Origin of the sequence: Micromonospora humi (assembly GCF_900090105.1) — a bacterium.
Lineage (GTDB): Bacteria > Actinomycetota > Actinomycetes > Mycobacteriales > Micromonosporaceae > Micromonospora > Micromonospora humi.
In genome coordinates this window covers 91,811-113,306 of the sequence record NZ_FMDM01000012.1, presented here as the reverse complement: position 1 = coordinate 113,306, position 21,496 = coordinate 91,811, and the positions used below count along the sequence as shown (strand labels likewise).

Below are 21,496 nucleotides of genomic sequence, written 5' to 3'. Positions count from 1 at the left end.
CGCCGACGGCGAGCTTTGTCAGCGGCAGGAGCGGACGGATCCTGCTGGCCAGGGCGTGTCTAGAGCGGATCCAGGAGCAACACGCCGTCCGGTGAGTAGAAGTAATCGCGTACGTGCCGAGCCCAGTCTTCGATCTTCGGGTCTTCCGACTGCGACAACCACTCAGACAGACGCGCGCGCTCGTCGGCGTATCCGTTCTCCAAGAGCCAATGAAGCGTGTCGCCCCGGCCCGCTCCGAAGATGGCCTGGGCGTCGAAGCCGATGCCCAGGTCCATGTCGCCCGTGCGGAACTTCGCCCCGTACAGGCGCGGTGAGTCCGCGGGATCGCCGATGAGGAACAGCAGAAAGGCCGTCACGTAGACCTGCTCGTACTCGTCGCTCTCGCCCACGTCCGGGCCTTCGCGCCACGCCCTTTCGAGATCGAAGATCTCTCGGAGCATCGCGTGGCAAGGGCCGGGATCAGCTACGTCAACCATCCGGAGCGCTTCCCGACGCGAAGCCGGACTCGAAAGGTCCCAAGACTCGACCATGTCGTACACGCTAGTCGGGGTGCCCGCGCATCGCCCGAGAGCGGGCACCACGCCCGCTCAAGGACCTACCGAGCGTGACGCCAGGGTGGGCCGGCCGGCACGACCGGCGGCAGGGCGTCGAAGACTTGCGAAGCCATGTGTCGGAGGTGGTCGTCATCGACACGCCTGCTCACGCACTCGCTGACTGGACCTGAGCTGCGCCTGCCGGGAGAGCGACACCTGTCCTCGCTCACTCGGTGAACTCGGTCCAGGAGACAGCGCGGTCGAACCGCCGGGCGGCGAGGTCGTCGAGACGGATCATGAAACGGCCGAAGTAGACGTCGTCACGGGTCTCGAACTGCACCAACGGGAGCCACTCCCGGCGGACCCGCTGCAACTCCTGTTCCACCAGGAGGGCCTCCTGGGCGCGGTCGATGCCGGGCAGGCGGCCTCGAAGCTTCTTCTCTGCCATCTCCAGCTCAGGATCGTCGTACAGCTTGCCGTAGGACACGCCACCGGTGTGCCACGAGTAGCCGCCGAACTGGAAGGCGGGGACGTTGGCGGCCGGCCAGAGCCGGTCGACCAGAGCACACAGTTCCCGATGATGCGGCATGTCGCGCGCCAGTTGCTGCTGGAAGACGGACAGGTCCGCATCCTCCGCGGTCAGCCACGAGGGCAGGGCGGCGTGGACGACAGCGACAAGGTCCTGCTCGGGGGCGATGAAGTCACGGTCCGCGTAGTAGGGATGGGCAGCGTAGTTGGCCGGCGGCTGCGCCGCGGTCTCCGTGCCGGCCCTTACGTGAAGCAGCCGCCCGTACTGCTGCTCGTCGCTGCGCTCACAGGTGTCGTAGTCCTCCTCGTGATGCAGGAACACCAGCAGGGAGCCGTCGGACGGTAGCGGCAGGCGCTCGATCCGCGGCAGCGCGGCACAGTCGAAGGACGCGATGAACGGCAGCGGGTAGCCCTCCGGGTCGGTGGGCCACGGCATGCCGACCGGGAGCTGCGGCAGGCCGCCGGCCTGGCCGACGAGCAGGTCGGCGGGCCGCTGGGGCGGCAGACCCCGAGAATGCGCCGCGAGCTCGCCGTTGTTCCGCTGACCTGTCCAGATGGCGAAGCGCAGCAGTTCGGCGAATGCCTCCGTCTCCGTCTCGGTGAAGCCCGCGTCGGTCGCGGCTCGCCGCAGAAGCCCGTAGTGATCCACGGACGTCATGCTGACACGTCTGATGCCGGCGGGCGGCAGGCGTTCCGTATCCGCTCTTCGGCATGCGCGAACGATGCCCGGGCCCACCGAGCGGAGCCGCCGGCAGCTACCCCGGACGAACTGCCGCTTCACCACGGAGAGCTCCACCGGCCAGCCGCGCGCCCCGCCCCCCCTGCTCCACCGGCCCGACGGGCGACCGCGATCCGCTGCACTTCGATCCGGCGGTGAACGCGCGTCCTGGCCAACCTGCTACCCGACCGAGGCATCCGCACGAAAGCCCGCATGATCACTGGTGTGCCGCCAGCCATGCCGTCCCGGCTGCGGACCGGTCGCCCATCGCGTAGGCGATGTCCCCCAAGCCCAGTTTCACCCGGACCATGTACATGCGATGGCCGACGGCCGTGGCCAGCTCGTCGGCTGCGGTCCCGTCCGCCCGTGATTCCGCGTACCGCCGCTCACGTAGCCGCCGCTCCAGCCGTCGTGCTGGCCGAGTCCACCACAGCGGTAGACCTCAGTCCTCGCGTCGCCGTGGCGTATCAGGCTTGCGCGAACTCCGGGCGCACCCGATGTCCCTCCCGGCCGTTAGAGAGGAGCAGGCGGTTCGGTAACTCGCTGCACGAGACCCAGAGCCTGGCCGGGGCTCGACCGGAGGAGCAGAGGTGGTACGACAGGGTTACCTCGCGACGCTGGTCGTGGTGGGTGTGCTGCTCGCCGCGTGCAGTAGGCAGAGCCACCCGGAGCGCGCGAATCCGCAGCCGACCTCGGGAACCAGTGGGCCGGTGGTGCCGTTGGCGCCGACGTCACTGATCGGTTCTTGGACGATCGTCGACGTTGCCGATCCCGGCGCGGGCACGATCCTGCGCCTCGCGGACCGTGATCTGGACCTGATCGGCAGCCGCTGCGGCACTCTGGGGGGATCCTGGCGGGCCAGCAGCGACGGCACCTTCCTCGCGGACATCTTCACGGCTGCCACCGCCGCGGTCGAAGGCATCCCCGGCTGCGCGAAGGCCAGTCAAGAAACCCCCGGATGGCTGCGCCGCGTCACCGCTTACCAGTTCGACCGCGCAGGGCTACCCGTGCTCCTGGACGCACGAGCACAACCGGTCGCCCGGCTGATCCCCGGGGCGACACCGACCCCCGAGCCCGACAAGGCCGACGACGCACTGGAGCCGCCGGTGCTCACTGACGAGGCCCGCCGGGCCCTGACACCAGCGGTCGCCCTACCGGGGAGGCTGGTTCCGGTGGACCGACACCGGCTGACGGGTCGCTGGGTTCCCCTGTCGGGACACAGGGCCGCATACGTGACGTTCACGGCTGACGGCGAATGGCACGGATCCGACGGCTGCAACGACGAGAGCGGTCGGTGGATCACCGCTACCAGCGGCACACTACTCACGACCACAAGAGGAACGACCCTGGTGTTCTGCGCCGACAGTGTGTCCGTCGGAGGATGGCTCACGACGGCCAGACGAGCAGGATTCGACGGTCACATCCTGGTGCTCCTCGACGCCCAGGGCACAGAGACAGGTCGGTTGCTTCCCGCGAACTGAACGCCGTCCCGTTGACGGCGGCTGTCCACCATCGGTTGACGGCTACACCGGCGCCGCCCTGCGAGGTCCGCCGCGGTGTCGCCGCCGGCCCACGCTGGACAGTCGCTGCCAACCGCGTCTGGTCGCTTCGTCGACAGACCCGATCGTCGTCCGTTCATGATCTGCGCGGTTCGCCAACCCGCGGAATGCCAAGGTTGATTGTTGCCTCTGCCGGGTCGTCGGTTTCCTCATGATGGGTACGACCATCGATGATGGGGTGGTGACCCGAGTCTTTGACCGCAAGCCGCGGCGGCACCAAACAGGCCTGGTGTTGGGGACAGCCGTGGCGCTGGTGCTCGGCCTCGCCGCGTTTGCCGTGGGCGGTCCGTGGGGCGGGGACCTGCCGAGCCCGGGGTGGAAAGGCACGGAGCAGGCGGGGTGGATAGCGGGGATAGTCAGCGCGCTGCTCGGACTGTTCACGTTGGTGGTGATGCTGCGGCCCGTTTCCGGCCCGGTCCGGCCCAGGAGCGGTGCCACTGTCGGTAGCTTGATTCAGGTCGGGTCGGTCCCGCGGCTGGCGGCGTGGTTCCAGGATCGCCGCATCGCCGACGACCTGTTCGCCTCGGCTCGTGCCGGGCGGACGATGGTGACGACCCAGGTCCTGTCCGGGATGGGCGGGGTCGGCAAGACCCAGTTGGCTGCCCGGTTCGCGCGCCATCTGGCGGACACCGATCAGCTTGATCTGCTGGTGTGGATTACTGCCGCCAGCCGCGACGCGATCGTCACCGCGTACGCCCAGACCGCGGAGCGGCTCGGGGTGGTCGGCGCCAAGGTTCCTCCCGAGGAAGCAGCAGGTGCCCTGCTCGGCTGGCTCGAGCGCACCCACCGAAGGCACCTGATCGTCCTGGACAACCTCGACGCGCCGGTCCACGCCGCTGGTCTGTGGCCTCCCGCCAACAGCAACGGCCGCACGCTGGTGACAACCCGTCGTCGTGACGCCGTCCTGGCGACCGAGGGACGGGCCTTGATCACCGTAGGTCTCTTCACACCTGTCGAGGCCGTTTCCTACGTGAAGCGAGCCATCGCCGACCCGGCTCGGCTGACCGGCGCGGACGGACTCGCCGCTGACCTGGGCTTCTTACCTCTCGCACTTGCTCAAGCGACGGCTTACATCCGTGACCGCGCCGATACGGACGGCCTCGACTGCGCCGGCTACCGCAGGCGCCTCGCCGACCGGAAGCTTGCTCTGGCAGAGCTGTTGCCCCACCAGGACGCTCTACCTGACGACCAGCGAGCAACGGTGACCGCCGCGTGGTCCCTGTCCGTCGAGGCGGCGGACCGGGCCGAGCCTCAAGACCTCGCACGACCGATGCTCGCCCTGGCCTCAGTGTTGGATTCCAACGGCATACCTGCGGCCGTCTTCACCAGCCGGCCCGTCCTGGCCTACCTCACCCGCACGACAGGTGACGATCAGCAGAGCGATGCTCACGCGGCCACCAGTGCTCTGCACAACCTGCACCGGTTCAGTCTGGCCACCGTCACCAACGGTCAGATCCGCGTTCACGCCCTCGTCCAACGCGCTACCCGCGAGCACCTCTCGCCCGATGAACTGCGCGCCGCCGCGCTGGCCGCCGCCGACGCCCTCCTCGACTGTTGGTCCTCGGCGCGCCATCCCGAGCCGGAACAGTTCCTACGGAACAACGCCCTTGCGTTACGCCACGCCACCGGACATCTGCTGATCGCCCCCCGCACCCACCCGGTGCTGTTCGCCATTGGACGCAGTTTCGGCCGAACCGGACTGCTCCTACCGGCCATCACGTTCCTCGGCGAGCTACTGGACGACCAGCGGCGGCACCTCGGGCCGGACCGCCCCGACATCCTGGTCACCCGAAGCGACCTCACCCACTGGCTGGGCGAGGCGGGCGACCCGGCCGGTGCGGTCGCCGGCTTCCAGGACCTACTCGACGAGCACCTACGTCTCCTCGGCCCCGATCATCCTCACACCCTGGGCATCCGCAGCTATCTGGCGGATTGGCAGGGGCAGTCCGGGAATCCCGCCGGCGCGGCCGCTGCCTTCCAGGATCTCCTCACCAGCATGCTACGCATCCTCGGCCCCGATGATCCCCAAACTCTGGCCACCCGCAACAACCTCGCCCTCTGGCGAGGCATGGCCGGGGACGCCGCCGGCGCTGTCGCCGCCTTCCGGGCCCTCCTGAGCGAGCAGTTGCGCGTCCTCGGCCCAGACGATCCTCGCACCCTGAACACTCGCAACAACCTCGCCTCCTGGTGCGGCCTGGCGGGCGACGCCGGCGAGGCCGTCTCAGCCTTCCAGGAGCTACTTGACGAGCAGCTTCGTCGTGTCGGCCGCGACCATCCCGACACACTTCGGGTACGGAGCAACCTGGCTCACTGGCGGGGTGAGGCCGGGGACGCCGCCGGCGCCGTGACGGCGTTCGAGGAACTCCTGGCGGACCGCCTGCGCGTCCTCGGGCCCGACCACCCGCAGACGCTGACCACCCGCAACAACCTCGCGCACTGGAGAGGTAAGGCGGGGAACGCCGCCGGTGCGGTGGCCGCCTTCGAAGAGCTCCTGTCGGACCGCCTGCGTGTCCTCGGACCCGACCATCCGGACACGCTGACCACCCGCAACAACCTCGCCTCGTGGCGCGGGTACGCCGGAGATGCCAGAGGTGCGGCAGCCGCCTTCCGAGCGCTGCTCAGCGACCGCCGGCGTGTCCTCGGCCCGAACCACCCCGACATCCGCGCCACACACAACAACCTCGTCTACTGGCAATACCGGTCGGACAGATCCACGGCTGGCTGATGCGCCCGGCCGCTCCCATCGACAGGCAGGTCCGGCGGAACCTCGACATTCACGCCTTCGGTCTCGCCGAAGAGGTCTCCGAGCAACAAGCCCTGGCCAGAGGTCCGCTGGGGGGATTCGGGTCTCGGGTGCCGGGATTCGCACCGACAGCAGAACGGCCGGGCCTTCAGCAGGAGATCACTCCTCGCAAACGGGCTTGAACCGGGACGCTGTCGATCTCGATGCTCAGGCTCAGTCCAGGCTCCCGGCCCGGCGGACAGCGGGAGATGTACTTGGTGTGGGGCTGGTGGGCGAGGATCGGCAGGCCGGCGAACCAGGCGGCGTCGAACAGGGTGGTGGAGAACTGCGACACTCCGCCGCCGGGCTGGTCGACGAGTTCCCCGTTGACGATGGCGGGTGCCGGCACGAAGCCCCGGTCCAGGGTCCGTTCACCAGCGGTGGTGTTCAGCGAGAATGTCCACCCGGGGGTGATGATCGTGCCGTCGACCAGGTCGGCGATGCGGTGGATGTTGGTGACCCGGCCCTGGCAGCACGGGTGGTAGGTGGTGAAGCTGCCGATCAGCTGATCGACGCCGGCGATTGCGGGAGTGGCGTTGCCGGGCGGCAAGACGACCACCGGGAGGCGTACCGGGGCGGGGATCGGGTCGACCACCGCCGCGATCAGTCGATCAACGGCAGCGGCGAGGTCCACGCTGCGGCCTGGCTCACCTGGGCGAACGGTCACACCGCGGTTCGTCGGGACGGACCGTCGGCAGCCGGTGCGGTGGTGTTCATGCCTGGTCCGCCAGGGTGGCGTGCATCTCCCAGGCGAGGATCTCGGCGGGCTCGACGGCGGTGACGCGCTGGCCACCCACGGCGGTGAAACGGGCCGCGTCACCGGCGCCGAGCGGGCCGGCGCCCTCGACCGTCACCGCGCCGCGCGCCACGAACAGGTGCAGGAACGGCGCCTCCGGCAACTGCACGCTCTGGCCGGGGGTGAGCCGGGCGGCGTGCAGCGCGGCGTACCGGTTGCGGATCCGGATGGCGGCCAGGCCGTCGTGCCGGTCCATGCCGGACGCCACCGGGACCAGGTCGCCGGCGAGCAGCGCGTCGTCGATCTCGAGCTGTTCGTAGCCGGGGGTGGCGCCGGACTCGTCGGGCACCACCCACATCTGCACGAAGTGCACCTGTTCGTGCGGCCGGTCGGCCTCCAGCCGGTAGGCGTCGTTCTTCTCGCTGTGCAGGATGCCGGTGCCGGCGCTCATCCGCTGGGCGAGGCCTGGGTAGATGACGCCGCTGTGACCGGTGGAGTCCTGGTGCACCAGCGAGCCGCGGAGCACCCAGGTGACGATCTCCATGTCGCGGTGTGGGTGGGTCTCGAAGCCGGTGCCGGTGCGTACCCGGTCGTCGTTGTTGACCAGCAGCAGCCCGTGGTGGGTGTTGGCGGGGTCGTAGTGGCGGCCGAACGAGAACGAGTGCTTGCTGTCCAACCAGGAAAGTCCGGTGGAGAAGCGGTCGCCCGCGCGACGGATGTCGACGTTCGGGGTGAGCAGGGCGGTCATCTCGGGTCTCCTCAGCGGATGGAGCTGCGCCCGGCGCGGCCGGCCCGGGGAGGGGGCGGCCGCGCCGGGTGGGGGCGGGCTGGTCAGCCGGCGGTACGGTCGACCGCCTCGCGGATCACGGCGGCGACCTCTCGTGGGTGGGAGAGCATCATCAGGTGCGACGAGTCCAGCTCGGTGACCGTCATGTCGGCCCGGGAGTAACCGAACCGCTCGACCTCGGGGTTGATGGTGTGGTCTGCGGCGGCGACGATGCCCCACGACGGCTTGGTCCGCCATGCTGCGGCGGTGGCCTTTTCCCCGAAAGCGGCGCCGGCGAGCGGCCGCTGGGAGACGGCGAGGACCCTTGCGGTGGCCGGGTCGACGTCGTGGGCGAAGATCGCCGGGAACCGCTCGACGTCGACCGACACGTCGGTGCCCTCCTGCCCGTCCCCGGCCGGGAACGGGGTGTAGACGAGGGCGGTGGCCAGGTCGGAGTCCGGGAACCGGCCCTGCAGCTCGCCGAGGCTCTCGCCCTCGTCCAGGGCGTATCCGGCGAGGTAGACCAGGCCCACGACGTTGGGCTCGGTGCCGGCGACGGTGATCACCGCGCCGCCGTACGAGTGGCCGACCAGGACGACCGGGCCGGAGATCTGCCGGACCACCGAGGCGATGTACCCGGCGTCACCGAGCAGGCTGCGATTGGGCACGGCCGGCGCGCGCACCGGGAGGCCCGCATCGAGCAGTTCGGTGACGACGGGCGCGAAACTGGCGGCGTCGGCGAAGGCGCCGTGCACCAGCACGACGGTCGGAGCGGTCATGTCTTCTCTCCTGCGGGTCAGGCGGCGATGAACTCGAGCAGGTGACGGTTCACCAGCTCGGGGTGGGTCCAGGCGATGTTGTGCGGGCCGCCGGGGATGACCTCGAAGCGCAGGTCGGCGATCAGCCCGGGCAGCCGGTTGGCGGTGGCGTCGATCGGCAGGATCCGGTCGGCGTCGCCGTGCAGCAGCAGCGTCGGCACGTCGATCTTCGCGAGGTCGTCACGGAAGTCGGTCAGCCAGCTGTCGACGCAGGCGTACGCGGCGTACGCCGAAGCGCCGACCGCGGTGATGAAGCTGTTCTGCCACGCCTCGTCGCTGATCCGGGTGCCGCCGAGGACGTCGACGTTGTAGAAGTTGTTCAGGAAGTCCTTGAAGTACGCCGGCCGGTCGGCGACCACCGCGGCCTTGATGTCCTCGAAGACCTGCCGGTCGACGCCGTCGGGGTTGTCGTCGGTCTTGAGCAGGAACGGCGGGATGGCGCCCATCAGCACCGCCTTGCGGACCCGGCCGGAGCCGTAGGCGCCGAGGTAGCGGGTGACCTCGCCGGTGCCCATGGAGAAGCCGACCAGGACGATGTCGCGCAGGTCGAGGTGCTCCAGCAGGGTGTTCAGGTCCGCGGTGAAGGTGTCGTAGTCGTAGCCGACCGTGGGCTGGCTCGACTTGCCGAACCCACGCCGGTCGTACGTGATGACCCGGTGGCCGGCGGCGAGCAGCTCGCGGGTCTGCTTCTCCCAGGACGCGCCGTTGAGCGGGTATCCGTGGATCAGCACCACCGGCTGACCGGTGCCGTGGTCCTCGTAGTAGATGTCGATGTCGCCGCTGTTCTCTTCGCCGACCTTGACGTAGGGCATGTAGGTACTCCTGACCTGGGAGGGATGAGTGCGGGCGGACCGGTGAGCCCCGTGCCTGTCGGTCCCGCCGCACCACCGAGTCAACCGGTCCGCCCCGGTGACGACCATGAAGAAGACAGGCAGAAGTCACCGACCCTCGAACTGAGAGGCGACGAAGTAACCGAAATCGGTCGCCCGACCACCGCCTCCTGCCCCTTCGCGGCTTCCCGGGTGACCTGGGTCGCACCCTCACCGGCGGGAGCCGTCCGGGAGCCGGTGAACGACGGTCCGCGAGGGGTGTCGGGGCTTCTGCCTGTGTTCTTCGTGGTGTCCCGACCGGCGACCGGGTTTATTCAGGGGGTACGACGGCCCACGTCAGGAAGCGCTACCTCCCATGAGTTCGATCGCCCCGGCCCGACCGGCACCGCACCACGAAGTGGGCCGCACGGCCTACCCCGCCCCGCCGCAGCCCGCGTACTTCCAGGTGGCCGTCAGCAGCCTGCCGGCGAGCGGCGCCGAGCTGTCCGGTGACTTCCTCGACGTCTTTCCCACCGGGAACGACCGCTGGATCGCCGTGCTCGGCGACGTCTGTGGCAAGGGCGCGGCGGCGGCCGCGGTCGCCGACGACGTGCGCGCCGTGATCCGTCGCGCCGCCGCCCTGAACGACCGACCGCGGCAGATCCTGTCGGCGCTGAACCACCTGCTCGCCGACGACGACGTGACCGTCACCACCCGCTTCCTCACCATGGTCTGTCTGTTGCTGCGGCCGGCGGAGTCCGGGGTGGAAGTCGTCCTCTGCTCCGCCGGGCACCCGCCCGTGCTGCTACGCGGGCCGGACGGGCAGGTCGGCCCGGTCGGTGACGGCGGTGGCACGATGCTGGGGGTGGTGAGCGAGCCCCGGCTGGTCGAGACCCGGCTGTTGCTCGGGCCGGACGACACGTTGCTGCTGTACACCGACGGGGTCACCGAGGCTCGGTGCGGGAACGAGGAGTACGCCGGCCGCCTGTCTCTCCTGCTCGCCCGGATGGGCGGGATCGAGGTGGCCCTGGTCCCCGGGCACGTGCAGGAGGCGGCGCTGGCATTCGGGGGCGGGGTCAACCTGGACGACGTCGCCGTGATGGCGTTGCGCGCCGGGCGGCCCGCCGCCTGACGAGCCGGTGCGGGTCGGCGGTCAGCGCAGTTCGGCGAGTCGCCGGCGGGTCCGGCGCAGCCCCGCCTCGTCGTCGGTTTCCCGCTGCACACGCTCGACCGCCCGCAGGTCGGCGACCGCCGCGGCGGTGTCACCCGAGCTGACGTACACCTCGGCCCGGCGGGACAGCACCACCGCCACCTGACGGGAGTGGTCCAGCTCACGCGCCATCCCCAGCGCCGCCGTGCCCATGTCGATGGCCTCGCGCCACCGACCGAGCTGGTGATGGAGGTACGCGATCTCCCGGGTCACCGCCATCTCGGCCATCCGGGCCAGGCGCCCGAGCGGCGCATCCTCGGGCTGCCGGACGACACGCAGCACCTCCTCGTACGCATCGATCGCCTCCTGGTGGCGACCCAGGTCGCGCCGGCAGTTGCCGATCATGCCGAGCGCCTGCGGCAACCCCTCGCGGTCGCGCGCGGCCCGCAGCAGCCCGGCCGCCTCGGTCGCGAGCGCCAGGGCCGCCGCGTGTTCGCCCGCCGACCATCTGGCCCAACCGCCGTAGAGCCGCGCCCAGCCCTGCTGGCCTACGTCACCAGCGCGCAGCGCGTGACGGTGGGCCAGCTCGGCCTGCCGGAAGCCCTCCGCCGGATCGCCGAGTGCGACGGTGTGCGCCCAGGCGAGATAGCCACGATGGGTGGCTCGCAGCAGGTCGTCGTCGAGCCGGTCGGCGGCTTGCGCGGAGAGGGTGAACACCTCGTCCCAGTAGCCCCAGTGCGCCCACAGGTCGGAGAACCAGTGCAGCGAGTCCGCCACCTCCACCACCCGCCGGTGGTTTCCGTCCGCGGCGGACGCCCGCAGCGCGGCCAGCCAGTTCTCCGCCTCATCGGTCAGCCAGTTGCGGGCCGCGTCCGCGGTGTCCAGTTCGACCAGGCGGGTGGAGCCCGACGGCGGCGCACCGAACTCCGGCTCATACCAGCGACCGGCCACCACCGCCGTGTCCAGCAACCAGTCCCGGGCGGCGAGGGTCGCACTGGCACGGTCCGCGGCCGACTCCTCTCGACGCAACTGCGCCCCGGCGTAAAGCCGTAGCAGCTCGTTGAAGGAGATGCGGCCGTCCCGATTCTGCTGGACCAGCCCCAGATCGAGCAGTTCGTCGAGGGCCGCCTCGGTGATCGCGAGCGGCTCGTCGGCCAGCACGGCAGCCAATGGCGTACCGGTCGAGGAGCCCGGCACCAGCGCGAGCCGGCGGAACATCCGTCGGCCCACGCCGGACAACTGCCGGTACGACAGCTCGAAAGCCGCCTTGACCGACAGATCCCCCACGGCGAGCCCGTCGAGCCGACGCTCCTCGGCGGCGAGTCGGGCAACGAGGTCCTCGACGGTCCAGCCGGGCCGGCTGGCCAGCCGGTTCCCGGCGATCCGCAGTGCCAGCGGCACGTTCGCGCACAGGTCGGCGAGCCGGCTCAACGCGCTGAGCTGAGCGGAGCGGTCCGGCACGATGCCGGCCAGCATCCCCACCCCGAACTCGGGCGGTAGCGGCTCCAGCGCGATCCGGCGTACGGCCTCCAGGCCGGGCAGGGTACGGCGGCTGGTGACCAGGACGACGGCCGGACCGGCGGCGGGCAGCGCTGGCCGGACGTGCCCCTCCGACGCGGCGTTGTCGAGGATCACCATGACGCGCAGCCCATCGATGACGGAACGCCACAGCGCGGAGGCCGCGTCCACGGACTTCGGCACGGACGTGATCCCGGGATCCACCGCCCGGATGAGCCGTTCGAGCACCACGAGCGCGGACAGCGGGCGGGGATCCATGCCACGCAGATCGACGAAGAACTGGCCGTCCGGCTGCGCGTCGGCCAGTTCCGCAGCCGCCTGCACCGCCAGTGAGGTCTTCCCCATCCCGGCGGAACCGCTGATCAGAGTGACCTGGGCCACCGACGGGTCGACCGCGTTCGCGGTGAGCAGGTCGAGTTCCATCCGCCGGCCGATGAAATCGGGCAGGCGGCGGGGCATCGGGCACCGGTTGGCCGACTCGGGGCCCTCCCCGGTGCCGCGTTGCCGGCCCGCCCGGGCGGCGGCCAGCAGTGCCGAGCGATGCGCGCCGGTGAGGTGCAACGCGTCCGCCAACGCCGCAACCGTCTTGGCCTGGGGACCGCGACTGACGCCGCGCTCCATGTCGCTGATCGCCCGGACGCTGACCCCGGACGCCGCCGACAACTGCTCCAGCGTCAGATCGGCCCGGGTACGTAGCTCCCGCAGCGCGGCGGCGAGCGCCGGCTCCTGCGACATCCGCCGCCCTCCTGAGCTGGTTCTTGGCGGACCAAGTGTGCCACGCCCCGGCGGACGAGCTCGCCGCCGTCAGCGCCCGAGCAGCTGTTCCAGCCGCTCCCGGGTGGCGCGTTGGCCCCGCTCGTCCCCCGCGTCCCGCTGCAGGTCGAGGGCCTCCCGCAGGTCCGCCACCGCGGCGAGGAGGTCACCCAGGTGGACGCGGGCCTCGGCCCGCCGGGTCAGCATCACCGCCGCCTGCTCCCGGTGGCCCGTCTCCCGGGCGAATCGGAGCGCCTGGTCGCTGAACTCGATCGACTGCTCCCACCGCCCGGCCTCCAGGTGGATCCGCCCGATGCCGCCGTAGGCCGCCACCATCGCCAACCGAGCGAGGGTCGGGGCGGGGGCGGTCTCCGGCGAACTGACCACGCCGATCATCTCGGTGTACGTCGCGATCGCCTCCGCGCTGCGACCGAGTCGCGCCAGCGCCTTGCCGCGTTCCATCAGCGCCTGCGGCAACCCCTCCCGGTCGCCCGCCGCCCGGAACAGGGCGACCGCCTCCTGGCTCAGCGCCAACTGCTCTTCGTGACCGCCCAGTTGCCACTGCGCCCACGCGGCGTACATCCGCGCCCAGCCCTGCTGGCCCAGGTCACCGGCCCGGCGGGCGTGCTCGTACGCCAGCACCGCCTGCCGGTAGCCCTCCTCCGGTTCGTTCAACGGTTCGTTGTAAACCCAGGCGAGATAGCCGCGGTGCACCGCGCGTAGCCGGTCGTCGGCCAAGGCGTCCGCCGCCTCCGCGGACAGGGTGTACACCTCCTGCCAGTATCCGGAGTTCGCCCAGAGGTCGGAGAACCAGTGCAGCGACTCGGCCACGTCGACCACCCGCCGGTGCTCCCCCGCCTCGGCGGTCTGCCGCAACGCCGGCACCCAGTTCTCCGCCTCCGCCTGCAACCACCGCCGAGCCGCCTCGGCGGTGTCGAGCTCCACCCACCGGGTCGCTCCGGGTGCGGGCGCACCGAACGCCGGTTCGTACCACCGCCCGGCCACGATGGTGGTGTCCAGCAGCCAGTCGCGCATCCGGCGTTCGGCGTCCGCCCGGCCGGCGGCGTCCTCGGCGGCCACCAGCTCCTCACCGGCGTACAGCTTCAACAGGTCGTGGCTGGTGAACCGGCCGTCACTGCGCTGCTGCACCAGGGTCAGGTCCAGCAACTCGTCCAGCCTGTCCTCGGCGTCCGGCGGGGTCTCGTCGGCGAGCACGGCGGCGAGCTCGACCGATGTGGAGGGCCCCGGCACCAACGCCAACCGCCGGAACAACCGCCGGGCCGCCTCCGACAACTGCTGGTGCGACAACGCGAACGCCGCCCGCACCTCCAGATCGCCCTCGGTGAGAACGTCCAACCGCCGCTCCTGCCGGTCGAGCCGGTCGGCGAGATCGTCGACGGTCCATCCCGGCCGGGTCGACAGCCGGTTACCGGCGATCCGCAACGCCAGCGGCACGTTGGCGCAGAGCCGGGCCAGCCGCCGCAGCCCGGCCGCCTCGACCCGGTCCGTCGCGATACCGGCCAGCAGGTCCACCGCCGCCTCGTCAGGCAGCGGCTCCAACATGATCCGGTGCACGCCCTCCAGGCCCGTGAGACCGCGCCGGCTGGTGACCAGCACCACCGCGGGGCCCTCAGACGGCAGCACGGGGCGGACCTGGCTCTCGTGCGCCGCGTTGTCCAGCAGCACCACGATCCGACGGCCCCGGATCATCGACCGCCACACGGCCGAGGCCTCCTCGACCTGCCTCGGCACGGCGCCGGTGCTCGGTTCGAGCGCGCGGATCAACCGATCCAGCACGGTCGCCGTAGGCAACGGCCGGGCGTCCAGACCCCGCAGGTCGACGAAGAACTGCCCGTCCGGGAGGGAACCGGCCAACTCGCCGGCTGCCCGTACGGCCAGCGAGGTCTTGCCGAGACCCGGTGAGCCGGTGACCAGGACCACCGGCGCCGGCTCACCGACCCGGGCGCCGCCCGCCCACCCGACGATCGCGTCCAGCTCCCGCCGGCGGCCGGTGAAGTCCGGCAACCCCCGCGGCATGGCCGACCCAGGCGCCGCGGCCGGTTCCGGCGCGGCAGCGCGGCGGCGCCCGGCGCGCGCGGCGGCCAGCAACTCCGACCGCTCCGCCGGGTCGAGCCGCAGGCCGTCGGCCAGAGCCGCCACGGTGCGCGCCCGCGGAGCGCGACTGATGCCACGCTCCACGTCGCTGATCGTCCGGCCGCTGACCCCGGAGGCCTCGGCCAACTGCTCCAGCGTCAGGCCGACACCGATGCGATGCCGGCGGAGCAACTCGCCCAGGCTCTCCTGGTCCGCCATCGCCGCCCCCTGCCCTCCCGGCCCTGGGGCAATCTTGTCACCTGCGGGACCTAGCCGGTCCGGGTGCGCGAAGACGGATGAAGCTGTTCGACGCCGTTCGGTGCACCCGTCTGCTCCCGTCCCGCTCCCCTGGTCTCGGCGCGACACCGCCGGCAGCTGACCGGCGGCCGCCGCGGGGACCGCGTCTGGTTGCTCAGCAGGACCGATGCCCTGAGGCACCGCGCACGTTCGGCGGCATGTTCGGGCGGATCCTCAGACGCAACGCGTAGTCGTGCAGTTGAAGACCCGAGCGACCGAGCGCCCACGCTTTCGCTGCCGCCCCGACCCGGTACCGCCGCAGCAGCTTGCCCGCGACGGTTTCGATGTGCGGCGAGGTGACCGCTCGCAAGGCCTTCCAGGCCATGCCCGCCAGAAGGACGAAGTCCCGCCGTACGCAGCCGGCTTCGTCTTCAGGGAACCCGCGTGAACGCCAGCACCCTTGACAGCCGTATACCTGCGCGGGTCTCGCGCTCATCGGCACGAGCGGAAGCTGGCGGGGCGTGCCGTCTGCGGCGGACCTGGATACGCGATCATCGACGCGTACGCTCGTCGGCATGACACTTGCGGCCACCCGGACGGCGTTGATAGCAGTCGACCTGATGCCTCGCATCGTTGATCAGAATCTGGGTCCGCACCGTGGTGCCGACGTCGTGAACCGGACGGCCCGTCTGGCCACCGCGCTCCGGCGGGCCGGCGGCACCGCGGTGTTGGTCCGAGTCGAGCGGCCGAACATCGCCGAACAGCCGCCGGGGAGCGGCTTCGTTCCGGAGATGGAACCGCAGGACGGGGACGTGGTCGTGGTGAAACGCACGATTGGCGCCTTCTACGGCACTGATCTGGCCGCTCAGTTGCGCGAGCGCGGCGTCGACACCGTCGTCATGGCGGGGCTGGCTACCACCATGGGGGTCGAGTCGACCGCACGAGCGGCCGCCGACCACGGTTTCCACGTGGTGTTCGCAGCCGACGCGATGAGCGGGATGACGACGGCGGAACACGAACACGCCCTTGCCGTGGTCCTGCCCCGGTTCGGCGACGTCCTCGACACCCAGGAACTTCTGGCTCAGCTCTGACTCGCCCCAGCTGAGCCCGTCGTGCTCCACGTCCGAGCGCCTGGATCTCGCCACGAGCGGAAGCTGGCGGGGGTGCCCTCTGCGGCAGATCAGTGCGCTCCGTCGGGAGGCCGTGCCGGGAGGTTTCGTCAATCGTTCGGGCTAACGAACGCGCGGCAGCCCCGACTTCGCCGCACGGGCTGCTCGTCACGCCCGTGACGCTCGTTTGGCGGTATGTGCGGACACCTCTTGATGAGTCCGGCCGATAGGGGTCACTTCAGCTGGTTGTCGACGTTTGACGTTGTCTTGCGCCCCGTCCGTACACCAGCCACCCCTACACTTGGCTCGTGCCGGAACCGCGCTTCGAGATGGTGATCTCCCACGTTTTCAACATCACGGGCCGTCCAGTGATCGTGTCCGGTGCCTGTAGCCCTACCGAGCTGCGCCACGGCGACATGGTGGAGGTTCTGCGCGACCGCAACGTCGTGGTCACCACCCGGGCTTACAGTGAGCTGCACTCACCTCCCGGCATGGCGTCTCTCGCCCTGCCAGACGTGGCGGCGTCCGACGTAGAGTCAGGAGATGTCGTCCGAGCGACCGAGCAGTGACGTCGGGAGCAACGCCGACCGCTTCGGTGTGAAGCAGGACTCCGCACCGCCACTGACCTGCGGAAACGAGAATGTGCAGGTTGGGGTGGGTGCAGTTGAACGCGGTTCGGTGCCGTTCGGTGCGGTTCTACGCTGTTCAGTGCATCCGTCTGCTCCCAACCCGCTCCCTCAATCTCGGCTCGCGAACGGTGGCACCTGATCGGCGGGCCTGGCATCCCGTCGCGCGGGCCGGCACCTGTGCGGGTGTCTGCCCGCGCGGGGTCAGTCCCTCAGCTGAGACGCGCTCGCCGCCTCGGTCCCACCGCATCCCGCCGGCTTAAAGTACTGGCATCCCGCTCGCTATCCGCAGTGGATGGCAGTCGAGGCCGTGACCGGATTCGAACCGGCGTACGCGGTTTTGCAGACCGCTCCCTGACCACTCGGGCACACGACCAAGGCGCCCACGGAAGGACTCGAACCTCCGACAACCCAACTCCGGAAGCTGGTGCTCTATCCGCTGAGCTACGTGGGCAGTGCGGGTGGAGGGATTCGAACCCCCTGAGCGTCTACGCACCTGGGTTACAGCCAGGCCCACCTCCCCATCGGTGGCGCACCCACTGGGGTGACTGGCCGGTACTGACCCGGCACCTCCGCGGCCACAACCCGGCGCTCTGCCATTGAGCTACAGCCACAACCTCGACCCGGAGGCCAGTGCCCGCGGAAGGTGTCGAACCTCCGACCCCCTGGGTGTGGACCAGGTGCTCTCCCGTTGAGCTACGCGGGCATGCGCGGAAGGGGTGGGATTCGAACCCACGAGGAGGCTTCCGCCCCCTACACCGTTTCCAACGGCGTCCCCGTGACCGCCGGGACCCCTCCATTGCTCCGACGACTGGACTCGAACCAGTGCCTGTACGGATTAACAGTCCGCTGCCCTACCGATTGGGCGACGCCGGAATGGTCGCGTGTGCCGGACTCGAACCCGCTTCACCAGCTTAAAAGGCTAGGGGCCTACTCATGACCGAACGCGCGTCTGCGTGCCGCGAGCTGGGATCGAACCAGCGACCTACGCCTTGTCGAGGCGTTGCTCTCCCGCTGAGCTACCGCGGCGGGAGCGGGGGCGGGATTCGAACCCGCGATTTCCGGCTTATGAGGCCGGCGAGGACGACCGAACTCCTCTACCCCGCAAGTGCCGCCGGAGGGAATCGAACCTCCGCAGTCCGGATTAAAAATCTGGAGCCCGGCCATCAGGCGCCGGCGGCATCGTGCTGCGCCCCGCGCTGGACTCGAACCAGCGACCTGCCGCTTAGGAGGCGGCTGCTCTGTCCGCTGAGCTAGCGGGGCAGGTGGTACGCCGCCCGGGACTTGAACCCGGAACCTACTGATTAAGAGTCAGCAGCTCTACCGATTGAGCTAACGGCGCATGGTCGTCGGCGCGCGCCCATCCCTGGGCCCCCTTGCCGTACGACGTCGGTGGTCGTTCACACACACCACCTCACACTTCTCGATCTCCGCGAGGATGCGCGTCCAAGTCGCGCCGTTGCGGAGCAGGTCGTTGATCTCGGCAACCTTGTCGCGCTGGTGGTCGAAGTCCAGGACGACGACGTCGTCTTCCCCGCAGTCGACGCACGGGTGAGAGCGCAGGTAGTCGATCAGGCGGGCGCGTTCTCAGCGCGGTGCTGATCCCTTCGCGCTGCCCGGCTCGGGTTGTGCCGATCGCGCGTCCGCTGGTAGTACGCCTCGTTGTAGACCTTCTTGCACGGCTTGCAATACGTGATCCGTCCGTCGGTGCGGCGACGGCTTACGGCGAACTGGTCGAGCGGCTTCGTCTCGCCGCACATCGAGCACCGCTTCTTCACGTCAGGAGATTGTGCCGTAAGAGCCCGACAGTAGGAGCCGGGCGGCGTGGCGGTGAGGGAGGGAGTCGAACCCCCAAGGCCTTGCGACCCTGTCCGCTTTCGAGGCGGCGCCCGTCACCTATCGGGTGGCCTCACCATGAGTCGGGCTGGCCGGATTCGAACCGACGACCTCCGCGCCCCGAACGCGGCGCGCTACCAACCTGCGCTACAGCCCGTTGGTCGGGATGGCCGGGCTCGAACCGACGACCTCTGCACCCCCAGCGCAGCGCGCTACCAACTGCGCCACATCCCGATACGTACCGCCGGCGCGATTCGAACGCGCGACCCCTGGATCCGTAATCCAGTGCTCTATCCGCTGAGCCACGGGGGCATGGTGTCGCCGGGCGGACTCGAACCGCCGACCTCTTCCTAATCAGGGAAGCGCTCCAACCTGCTGAGCTACGACGACCTGGCGGAGGGACCGGGATTCGAACCCGGGACGAGGTTGCCCCCGTACTGCCTTAGCAGGGCAGCGCCATAGACCGCTCATGCCACCCCTCCATGATCTTGCGCGCCGACGACGGGACTCGAACCCGCGATCCCCTCGCTGACAACGAGGTGCCTTAGCCGCTAGGCCACGCCGACTGGACCGGCTGATTGACGGTGCCGCCGATCAGCTCGCGAGCCTCACGATCGGCGCCTTGTCCTCGTGCGCTCGCCGTACAGCCGGAGACGGGGCGAGGGACGTGGAATCGGGCGGAGTCGAACCGCCGGCCTCTGCATCGCGAAAGCAGCGCTCTACCAGCTGAGCTACGACCCCATGGTGTTGCTGCGTGCGCTCGGGGGGAGTCGAACCCCCATGCCTCTCGGCACGCGGCTCTGAACCGCGCGTGTCTACCTGAGTTCCACCACGAGCGCGTGGTGCCGACGCCCGGTGTCGATCCGGGGGCCTGCCGGTTATGAGCCGGCCGCTCTACCACCTGAGCTACGTCGGCATGGAGAGCCAGCGAGGCGGCTCGAACGCCCTACCTCGCCCTTACGAGAAGCGCGCACCGCCTGTCGTGCTGCGCTGGCCTGGAGCCGGCGACCGGGCTCGAACCGGTTGCCTCCGAGTTACAAGGTCGGTGCTCTACCTGGTGAGCTACGCCGGCTTGGTGCCCTCGGAGGGATTCGAACCCGCCACTGTACGGCCCCTCAGACCGTCGCCTCTACCGTTGGGCTACGAGGGCATCGCGCTCCCGGGCCAGGATTCGAACCCAGCTCTCCGCATCCAGAGTGCGGCGTCTTACCGACTAGACGACCCGGGAAGGGTGGCCGGCGGGCCGCGGACCCGCCGGCCGGGATCAGCGCTGCATCATGCTCGACCAGGAGGGAACCGTCGGCTGTCGGAGCAGCTGCATGCCCGCCTCGGCGGGGGTCCGGTCGCCCTTGCGCTGGTTGCACGCGTAGCAAGCGCTGATCGTGTTCTGCCAGGTGTTCCGCCCGCCACGGGATCGGGGAAGGACGTGGTCGACCGTGGTCGCCGGCGCGGGGCAGTAGCCGCACCGGTGGCCGTCGCGGCGCAGGACGCCGCCCTTGCTCCAGGCGGGCCCGTGGGTGTAGCGCCAGCGGGTGACGACGTACCGGACGAGCCGCAGCACGCGGGGCATCGGGAAGATGCCGAGGTGCCGGTCCGGCTCGGCCTCGTGGATCTCGGCGACCTGGCGCATGAGCATCCGGATCGCGTGTTAGATCGGGACCCGGTGCAGCGGTCCCAAGTCGGCGTTGAGGACGAGAACGGCGTCCACCGGGCCCTCCTTCCTGTCGTGGCCGGTGATCGTGAGAGCGGACGGCGGGGATCGAACCCGCGACCTGCACCTTGGCAAGGTGCCGCGCTACCGACTGCGCTACGTCCGCATGGAGCCGTCGGCCGAAATCGAACCGGCGACCTGCGCCCTACCATGGCGCTGCTCTACCAACTGAGCTACGACGGCCTGAGTGCCCCGGGAGGGATTCGAACCCCCAGCTCACGCTGATCTTGAATCGGCGGCCTCTACCGTTGGGCTACCGGGGCAAGCTCCGGGAGCAGGAATCGAACCTGCGTCCTCCCGATCCAAAGTCGGGGCGCCCGGCCAGCAGAGCATCCCGGAATGGTTGAGCGGCCGGCAGGCATCGAACCCGTTTTTTCGGTTTGGAAGACCGATGTGTCCGCCGAGTCCACCACGACCGCGTGGCATTTCGTGCGTAGGCCGTACGGGGCTCGAACCCGTGACCTCCTGGCTGAGAACCAGGTGAGCTGCCAGCTTGCTCCAACGGCCCATGGAGCCGGCGGGGATCGTGGTCGCGCGCCCGCGCACCCGCCAACGTGCCCTCCCCCCGACTTGAACGGAGTCCTCGGGGGTCTTCACTCCCGTGCGCTACCAGTTACGCCAGGAGGGCATCGGTATGTGGAGAAGAGGGGACTCGAACCCCTGGCCTCCGACCTGCCGCGGCGGCGCTCTCCCAGCAGAGCTACATCCCCACGGTCCGGGACCGGGGTGTCGAACCCCGTGTCTCTCGCTCCCAAAGCGAGCGGGTCAGCCGTTTCCCTCGTCCCGGAGGTGTTGCCCCCCGGCCGGCCCGTGCAGGCGCCGGCCGGGGTCTCGCTTATGCCATCCACTGTGGAGTTGAGAATTATCAGCGCCGCCGGCCGCGGCCGTGGCGAAAACGCAGGGGCGACAGGACTCGAACCTGCAATCTTCGGTTTTGGAGACCGGTGCTCTACCAGTTGAGCTATGCCCCTATGAGGTTGTTGGGTAATGAAAAAGCCGCCCTGTCCCTGTCGGGTGGGCGGCTTCGCGAATGCTTCTGCGCTATTCGCGCCACCACCCCGGCTTCCAGTTCTGCTCGCTCGCGCACAGATCGTGGGCTCGCCCGATCGAGGGCAGCACGACACCGCCGCGCGGCATGAACCGCGTGGTTTCGGTGGAGGCGTACTGCATCACGGGGAACTCCCTGGGTTCGGTCCGGTTGACCTTGCCATTT

The 21,496-nt window shown here is 70.0% G+C and carries 15 protein-coding genes, 33 tRNA genes and 1 pseudogene; 5 read left to right on the top strand and 44 right to left on the bottom strand.

All coding sequences use genetic code 11. The features are described 5' to 3' along the window. Positions 1 to 59 precede the first annotated feature (59 nt). Complete coding sequence (locus GA0070213_RS22190) at positions 60 to 476, bottom strand: hypothetical protein (RefSeq protein ID WP_245716503.1); 417 nt, start codon at positions 474 to 476, stop codon at positions 60 to 62. A 283-nt stretch (positions 477 to 759) separates the two neighbouring features. Further along, complete coding sequence (locus GA0070213_RS22185) at positions 760 to 1,719, bottom strand: DUF1963 domain-containing protein (protein ID WP_091067992.1); 960 nt, start codon at positions 1,717 to 1,719, stop codon at positions 760 to 762. Positions 1,720 to 2,369: 650 nt separating this feature from the next. Here GA0070213_RS22185 and GA0070213_RS22180 point away from each other — a divergent pair. Together GA0070213_RS22180 and fxsT are read left to right on the top strand one after the other, a co-directional pair. After that, positions 2,370 to 3,260 (top strand): META domain-containing protein, encoded by an 891-nt coding sequence (locus GA0070213_RS22180; RefSeq protein WP_091067987.1) that lies wholly within the window; start codon positions 2,370 to 2,372, stop codon positions 3,258 to 3,260. 232 nt (positions 3,261 to 3,492) lie between these two features. Further along, entirely contained in the window at positions 3,493 to 6,063 is a 2,571-nt protein-coding gene (fxsT, locus tag GA0070213_RS22175; protein ID WP_175441435.1) for an FxSxx-COOH system tetratricopeptide repeat protein, read from the top strand. Positions 6,064 to 6,229: 166 nt separating this feature from the next. Here the strand turns inward: fxsT and GA0070213_RS22170 are convergent, their stop codons facing one another. From GA0070213_RS22170 to GA0070213_RS22155, 4 genes are all read right to left on the bottom strand, one after another. After that, on the bottom strand, positions 6,230 to 6,754 hold the full coding sequence (locus GA0070213_RS22170; protein WP_175441434.1) for a VanW family protein: 525 nt from the start codon (positions 6,752 to 6,754) through the stop codon (positions 6,230 to 6,232). Between the two features lie 79 nt (positions 6,755 to 6,833). Continuing rightward, positions 6,834 to 7,604 carry a pirin family protein gene (locus GA0070213_RS22165; RefSeq protein WP_091067976.1) on the bottom strand — a complete coding sequence of 257 codons (771 nt, stop codon included), beginning with the start codon at positions 7,602 to 7,604 and terminating at the stop codon, positions 6,834 to 6,836. 83 nt (positions 7,605 to 7,687) lie between these two features. Then, entirely contained in the window at positions 7,688 to 8,401 is a 714-nt protein-coding gene (locus GA0070213_RS22160) for an alpha/beta fold hydrolase (RefSeq protein WP_091067971.1), read from the bottom strand. A 17-nt stretch (positions 8,402 to 8,418) separates the two neighbouring features. Next, the gene (locus tag GA0070213_RS22155) at positions 8,419 to 9,252 is read right to left on the bottom strand and encodes an alpha/beta fold hydrolase (RefSeq protein ID WP_091067969.1); all 834 of its coding nucleotides are present in this window, start codon (positions 9,250 to 9,252) and stop codon (positions 8,419 to 8,421) included. Positions 9,253 to 9,625: 373 nt separating this feature from the next. On the opposite strand from GA0070213_RS22155, the gene GA0070213_RS22150 reads away from it, so the two are divergent. Continuing rightward, on the top strand, positions 9,626 to 10,381 hold the full coding sequence (locus GA0070213_RS22150; protein ID WP_091067967.1) for a PP2C family protein-serine/threonine phosphatase: 756 nt from the start codon (positions 9,626 to 9,628) through the stop codon (positions 10,379 to 10,381). Positions 10,382 to 10,402: 21 nt separating this feature from the next. On the opposite strand, the gene GA0070213_RS22145 is transcribed toward GA0070213_RS22150, so the two are convergent. Continuing rightward, positions 10,403 to 12,652 carry a helix-turn-helix domain-containing protein gene (locus GA0070213_RS22145; RefSeq protein WP_091067964.1) on the bottom strand — a complete coding sequence of 750 codons (2,250 nt, stop codon included), beginning with the start codon at positions 12,650 to 12,652 and terminating at the stop codon, positions 10,403 to 10,405. 69 nt (positions 12,653 to 12,721) lie between these two features. Next, complete coding sequence (locus GA0070213_RS22140; RefSeq protein WP_091067960.1) at positions 12,722 to 14,983, bottom strand: ATP-binding protein; 2,262 nt, start codon at positions 14,981 to 14,983, stop codon at positions 12,722 to 12,724. Between the two features lie 593 nt (positions 14,984 to 15,576). Between GA0070213_RS22140 and GA0070213_RS22135 the strand changes: the two genes are divergently transcribed. Further along, positions 15,577 to 16,092: an isochorismatase family protein gene (locus GA0070213_RS22135; protein WP_091067957.1), complete on the top strand. Its 516-nt coding sequence runs from the start codon at positions 15,577 to 15,579 to the stop codon at positions 16,090 to 16,092. 326 nt (positions 16,093 to 16,418) lie between these two features. After that, positions 16,419 to 16,679, top strand: a complete 261-nt coding sequence (locus tag GA0070213_RS22130) for a hypothetical protein (RefSeq protein WP_091067952.1) — start codon at positions 16,419 to 16,421, stop codon at positions 16,677 to 16,679. Positions 16,680 to 17,041: 362 nt separating this feature from the next. On the opposite strand, the gene GA0070213_RS22125 is transcribed toward GA0070213_RS22130, so the two are convergent. From GA0070213_RS22125 to GA0070213_RS32570, 36 genes and pseudogenes are all read right to left on the bottom strand, one after another. Further along, positions 17,042 to 17,112: transfer RNA gene (locus tag GA0070213_RS22125), tRNA-Cys, on the bottom strand. A 4-nt stretch (positions 17,113 to 17,116) separates the two neighbouring features. Then, a tRNA-Arg gene (locus GA0070213_RS22120) sits at positions 17,117 to 17,190 on the bottom strand. 2 nt (positions 17,191 to 17,192) lie between these two features. Continuing rightward, positions 17,193 to 17,276, bottom strand: a tRNA-Tyr gene (locus tag GA0070213_RS31650). After that, positions 17,277 to 17,350: transfer RNA gene (locus GA0070213_RS22115), tRNA-His, on the bottom strand. Between the two features lie 20 nt (positions 17,351 to 17,370). After that, positions 17,371 to 17,442 (bottom strand) — tRNA-Val (locus GA0070213_RS22110). A 5-nt stretch (positions 17,443 to 17,447) separates the two neighbouring features. Next, positions 17,448 to 17,534, bottom strand: a tRNA-Ser gene (locus GA0070213_RS31645). A 4-nt stretch (positions 17,535 to 17,538) separates the two neighbouring features. After that, positions 17,539 to 17,612: transfer RNA gene (locus tag GA0070213_RS22105), tRNA-Asn, on the bottom strand. Between the two features lies 1 nt (position 17,613). Beyond that, positions 17,614 to 17,687 (bottom strand) — tRNA-Lys (locus GA0070213_RS22100). A 6-nt stretch (positions 17,688 to 17,693) separates the two neighbouring features. Beyond that, positions 17,694 to 17,765: transfer RNA gene (locus GA0070213_RS22095), tRNA-Val, on the bottom strand. Positions 17,766 to 17,767: 2 nt separating this feature from the next. Then, a tRNA-Met gene (locus tag GA0070213_RS22090) sits at positions 17,768 to 17,843 on the bottom strand. Positions 17,844 to 17,926: 83 nt separating this feature from the next. Continuing rightward, positions 17,927 to 17,999 (bottom strand) — tRNA-Arg (locus tag GA0070213_RS22080). A 3-nt stretch (positions 18,000 to 18,002) separates the two neighbouring features. Next, positions 18,003 to 18,078, bottom strand: a tRNA-Lys gene (locus tag GA0070213_RS22075). Between the two features lie 229 nt (positions 18,079 to 18,307). Next, entirely contained in the window at positions 18,308 to 18,514 is a 207-nt protein-coding gene (locus GA0070213_RS22070) for a hypothetical protein (RefSeq protein WP_091067950.1), read from the bottom strand. Positions 18,515 to 18,561: 47 nt separating this feature from the next. Further along, positions 18,562 to 18,650 (bottom strand) — tRNA-Ser (locus tag GA0070213_RS31640). A gap of 5 nt (positions 18,651 to 18,655) precedes the next feature. Continuing rightward, a tRNA-Pro gene (locus tag GA0070213_RS22065) sits at positions 18,656 to 18,729 on the bottom strand. A gap of 1 nt (position 18,730) precedes the next feature. Then, a tRNA-Pro gene (locus GA0070213_RS22060) sits at positions 18,731 to 18,806 on the bottom strand. A gap of 5 nt (positions 18,807 to 18,811) precedes the next feature. Next, positions 18,812 to 18,884: transfer RNA gene (locus GA0070213_RS22055), tRNA-Arg, on the bottom strand. 1 nt (position 18,885) lies between these two features. Further along, positions 18,886 to 18,962 (bottom strand) — tRNA-Ile (locus tag GA0070213_RS22050). 1 nt (position 18,963) lies between these two features. Continuing rightward, positions 18,964 to 19,054: transfer RNA gene (locus GA0070213_RS22045), tRNA-Ser, on the bottom strand. An 11-nt stretch (positions 19,055 to 19,065) separates the two neighbouring features. Next, positions 19,066 to 19,138 (bottom strand) — tRNA-Asp (locus GA0070213_RS22040). Between the two features lie 102 nt (positions 19,139 to 19,240). Further along, positions 19,241 to 19,313, bottom strand: a tRNA-Ala gene (locus tag GA0070213_RS22035). Between the two features lie 14 nt (positions 19,314 to 19,327). Further along, a tRNA-Leu gene (locus tag GA0070213_RS22030) sits at positions 19,328 to 19,411 on the bottom strand. 1 nt (position 19,412) lies between these two features. Further along, a tRNA-Met gene (locus GA0070213_RS22025) sits at positions 19,413 to 19,488 on the bottom strand. An 80-nt stretch (positions 19,489 to 19,568) separates the two neighbouring features. After that, positions 19,569 to 19,644: transfer RNA gene (locus GA0070213_RS22020), tRNA-Thr, on the bottom strand. Between the two features lies 1 nt (position 19,645). Next, positions 19,646 to 19,722 (bottom strand) — tRNA-Leu (locus GA0070213_RS22015). Between the two features lie 6 nt (positions 19,723 to 19,728). Next, positions 19,729 to 19,800 (bottom strand) — tRNA-Gln (locus tag GA0070213_RS22010). A 36-nt stretch (positions 19,801 to 19,836) separates the two neighbouring features. Next, positions 19,837 to 20,280: pseudogene (locus GA0070213_RS22005) on the bottom strand (HNH endonuclease). Positions 20,281 to 20,316: 36 nt separating this feature from the next. Beyond that, positions 20,317 to 20,389 (bottom strand) — tRNA-Gly (locus GA0070213_RS22000). A 1-nt stretch (position 20,390) separates the two neighbouring features. Then, positions 20,391 to 20,466, bottom strand: a tRNA-Thr gene (locus tag GA0070213_RS21995). A 5-nt stretch (positions 20,467 to 20,471) separates the two neighbouring features. Next, positions 20,472 to 20,546, bottom strand: a tRNA-Leu gene (locus GA0070213_RS21990). 3 nt (positions 20,547 to 20,549) lie between these two features. Continuing rightward, positions 20,550 to 20,622, bottom strand: a tRNA-Gln gene (locus tag GA0070213_RS21985). A 7-nt stretch (positions 20,623 to 20,629) separates the two neighbouring features. After that, a tRNA-Gly gene (locus tag GA0070213_RS21980) sits at positions 20,630 to 20,702 on the bottom strand. A gap of 15 nt (positions 20,703 to 20,717) precedes the next feature. Beyond that, positions 20,718 to 20,791: transfer RNA gene (locus GA0070213_RS21975), tRNA-Glu, on the bottom strand. Positions 20,792 to 20,920: 129 nt separating this feature from the next. After that, a tRNA-Pro gene (locus tag GA0070213_RS21970) sits at positions 20,921 to 20,993 on the bottom strand. Positions 20,994 to 21,181: 188 nt separating this feature from the next. Then, positions 21,182 to 21,254 (bottom strand) — tRNA-Trp (locus GA0070213_RS21965). A 70-nt stretch (positions 21,255 to 21,324) separates the two neighbouring features. Continuing rightward, positions 21,325 to 21,456, bottom strand: coding sequence for a hypothetical protein (locus GA0070213_RS32570; RefSeq protein ID WP_281182317.1), 132 nt, complete (start codon positions 21,454 to 21,456; stop codon positions 21,325 to 21,327). Positions 21,457 to 21,496 lie beyond the last annotated feature (40 nt).

Bases quoted from the DNA above. Each gene is read 5' to 3' on its own strand.
- GA0070213_RS22190 (WP_245716503.1), bottom strand. From the start codon at position 476: ATGGTTGACGTAGCTGATCCCGGCCCTTGCCACGCGATGCTCCGAGAG.
- GA0070213_RS22185 (WP_091067992.1), bottom strand. From the start codon at position 1,719: ATGACGTCCGTGGATCACTACGGGCTTCTGCGGCGAGCCGCGACCGAC.
- fxsT (WP_175441435.1), top strand. From the start codon at position 3,493: ATGGGTACGACCATCGATGATGGGGTGGTGACCCGAGTCTTTGACCGC.
- GA0070213_RS22165 (WP_091067976.1), bottom strand. From the start codon at position 7,604: ATGACCGCCCTGCTCACCCCGAACGTCGACATCCGTCGCGCGGGCGAC.
- GA0070213_RS22160 (WP_091067971.1), bottom strand. From the start codon at position 8,401: ATGACCGCTCCGACCGTCGTGCTGGTGCACGGCGCCTTCGCCGACGCC.
- GA0070213_RS22155 (WP_091067969.1), bottom strand. From the start codon at position 9,252: ATGCCCTACGTCAAGGTCGGCGAAGAGAACAGCGGCGACATCGACATC.
- GA0070213_RS22150 (WP_091067967.1), top strand. From the start codon at position 9,626: ATGAGTTCGATCGCCCCGGCCCGACCGGCACCGCACCACGAAGTGGGC.
- GA0070213_RS22145 (WP_091067964.1), bottom strand. From the start codon at position 12,652: ATGTCGCAGGAGCCGGCGCTCGCCGCCGCGCTGCGGGAGCTACGTACC.
- GA0070213_RS22140 (WP_091067960.1), bottom strand. From the start codon at position 14,983: ATGGCGGACCAGGAGAGCCTGGGCGAGTTGCTCCGCCGGCATCGCATC.
- GA0070213_RS22135 (WP_091067957.1), top strand. From the start codon at position 15,577: ATGACACTTGCGGCCACCCGGACGGCGTTGATAGCAGTCGACCTGATG.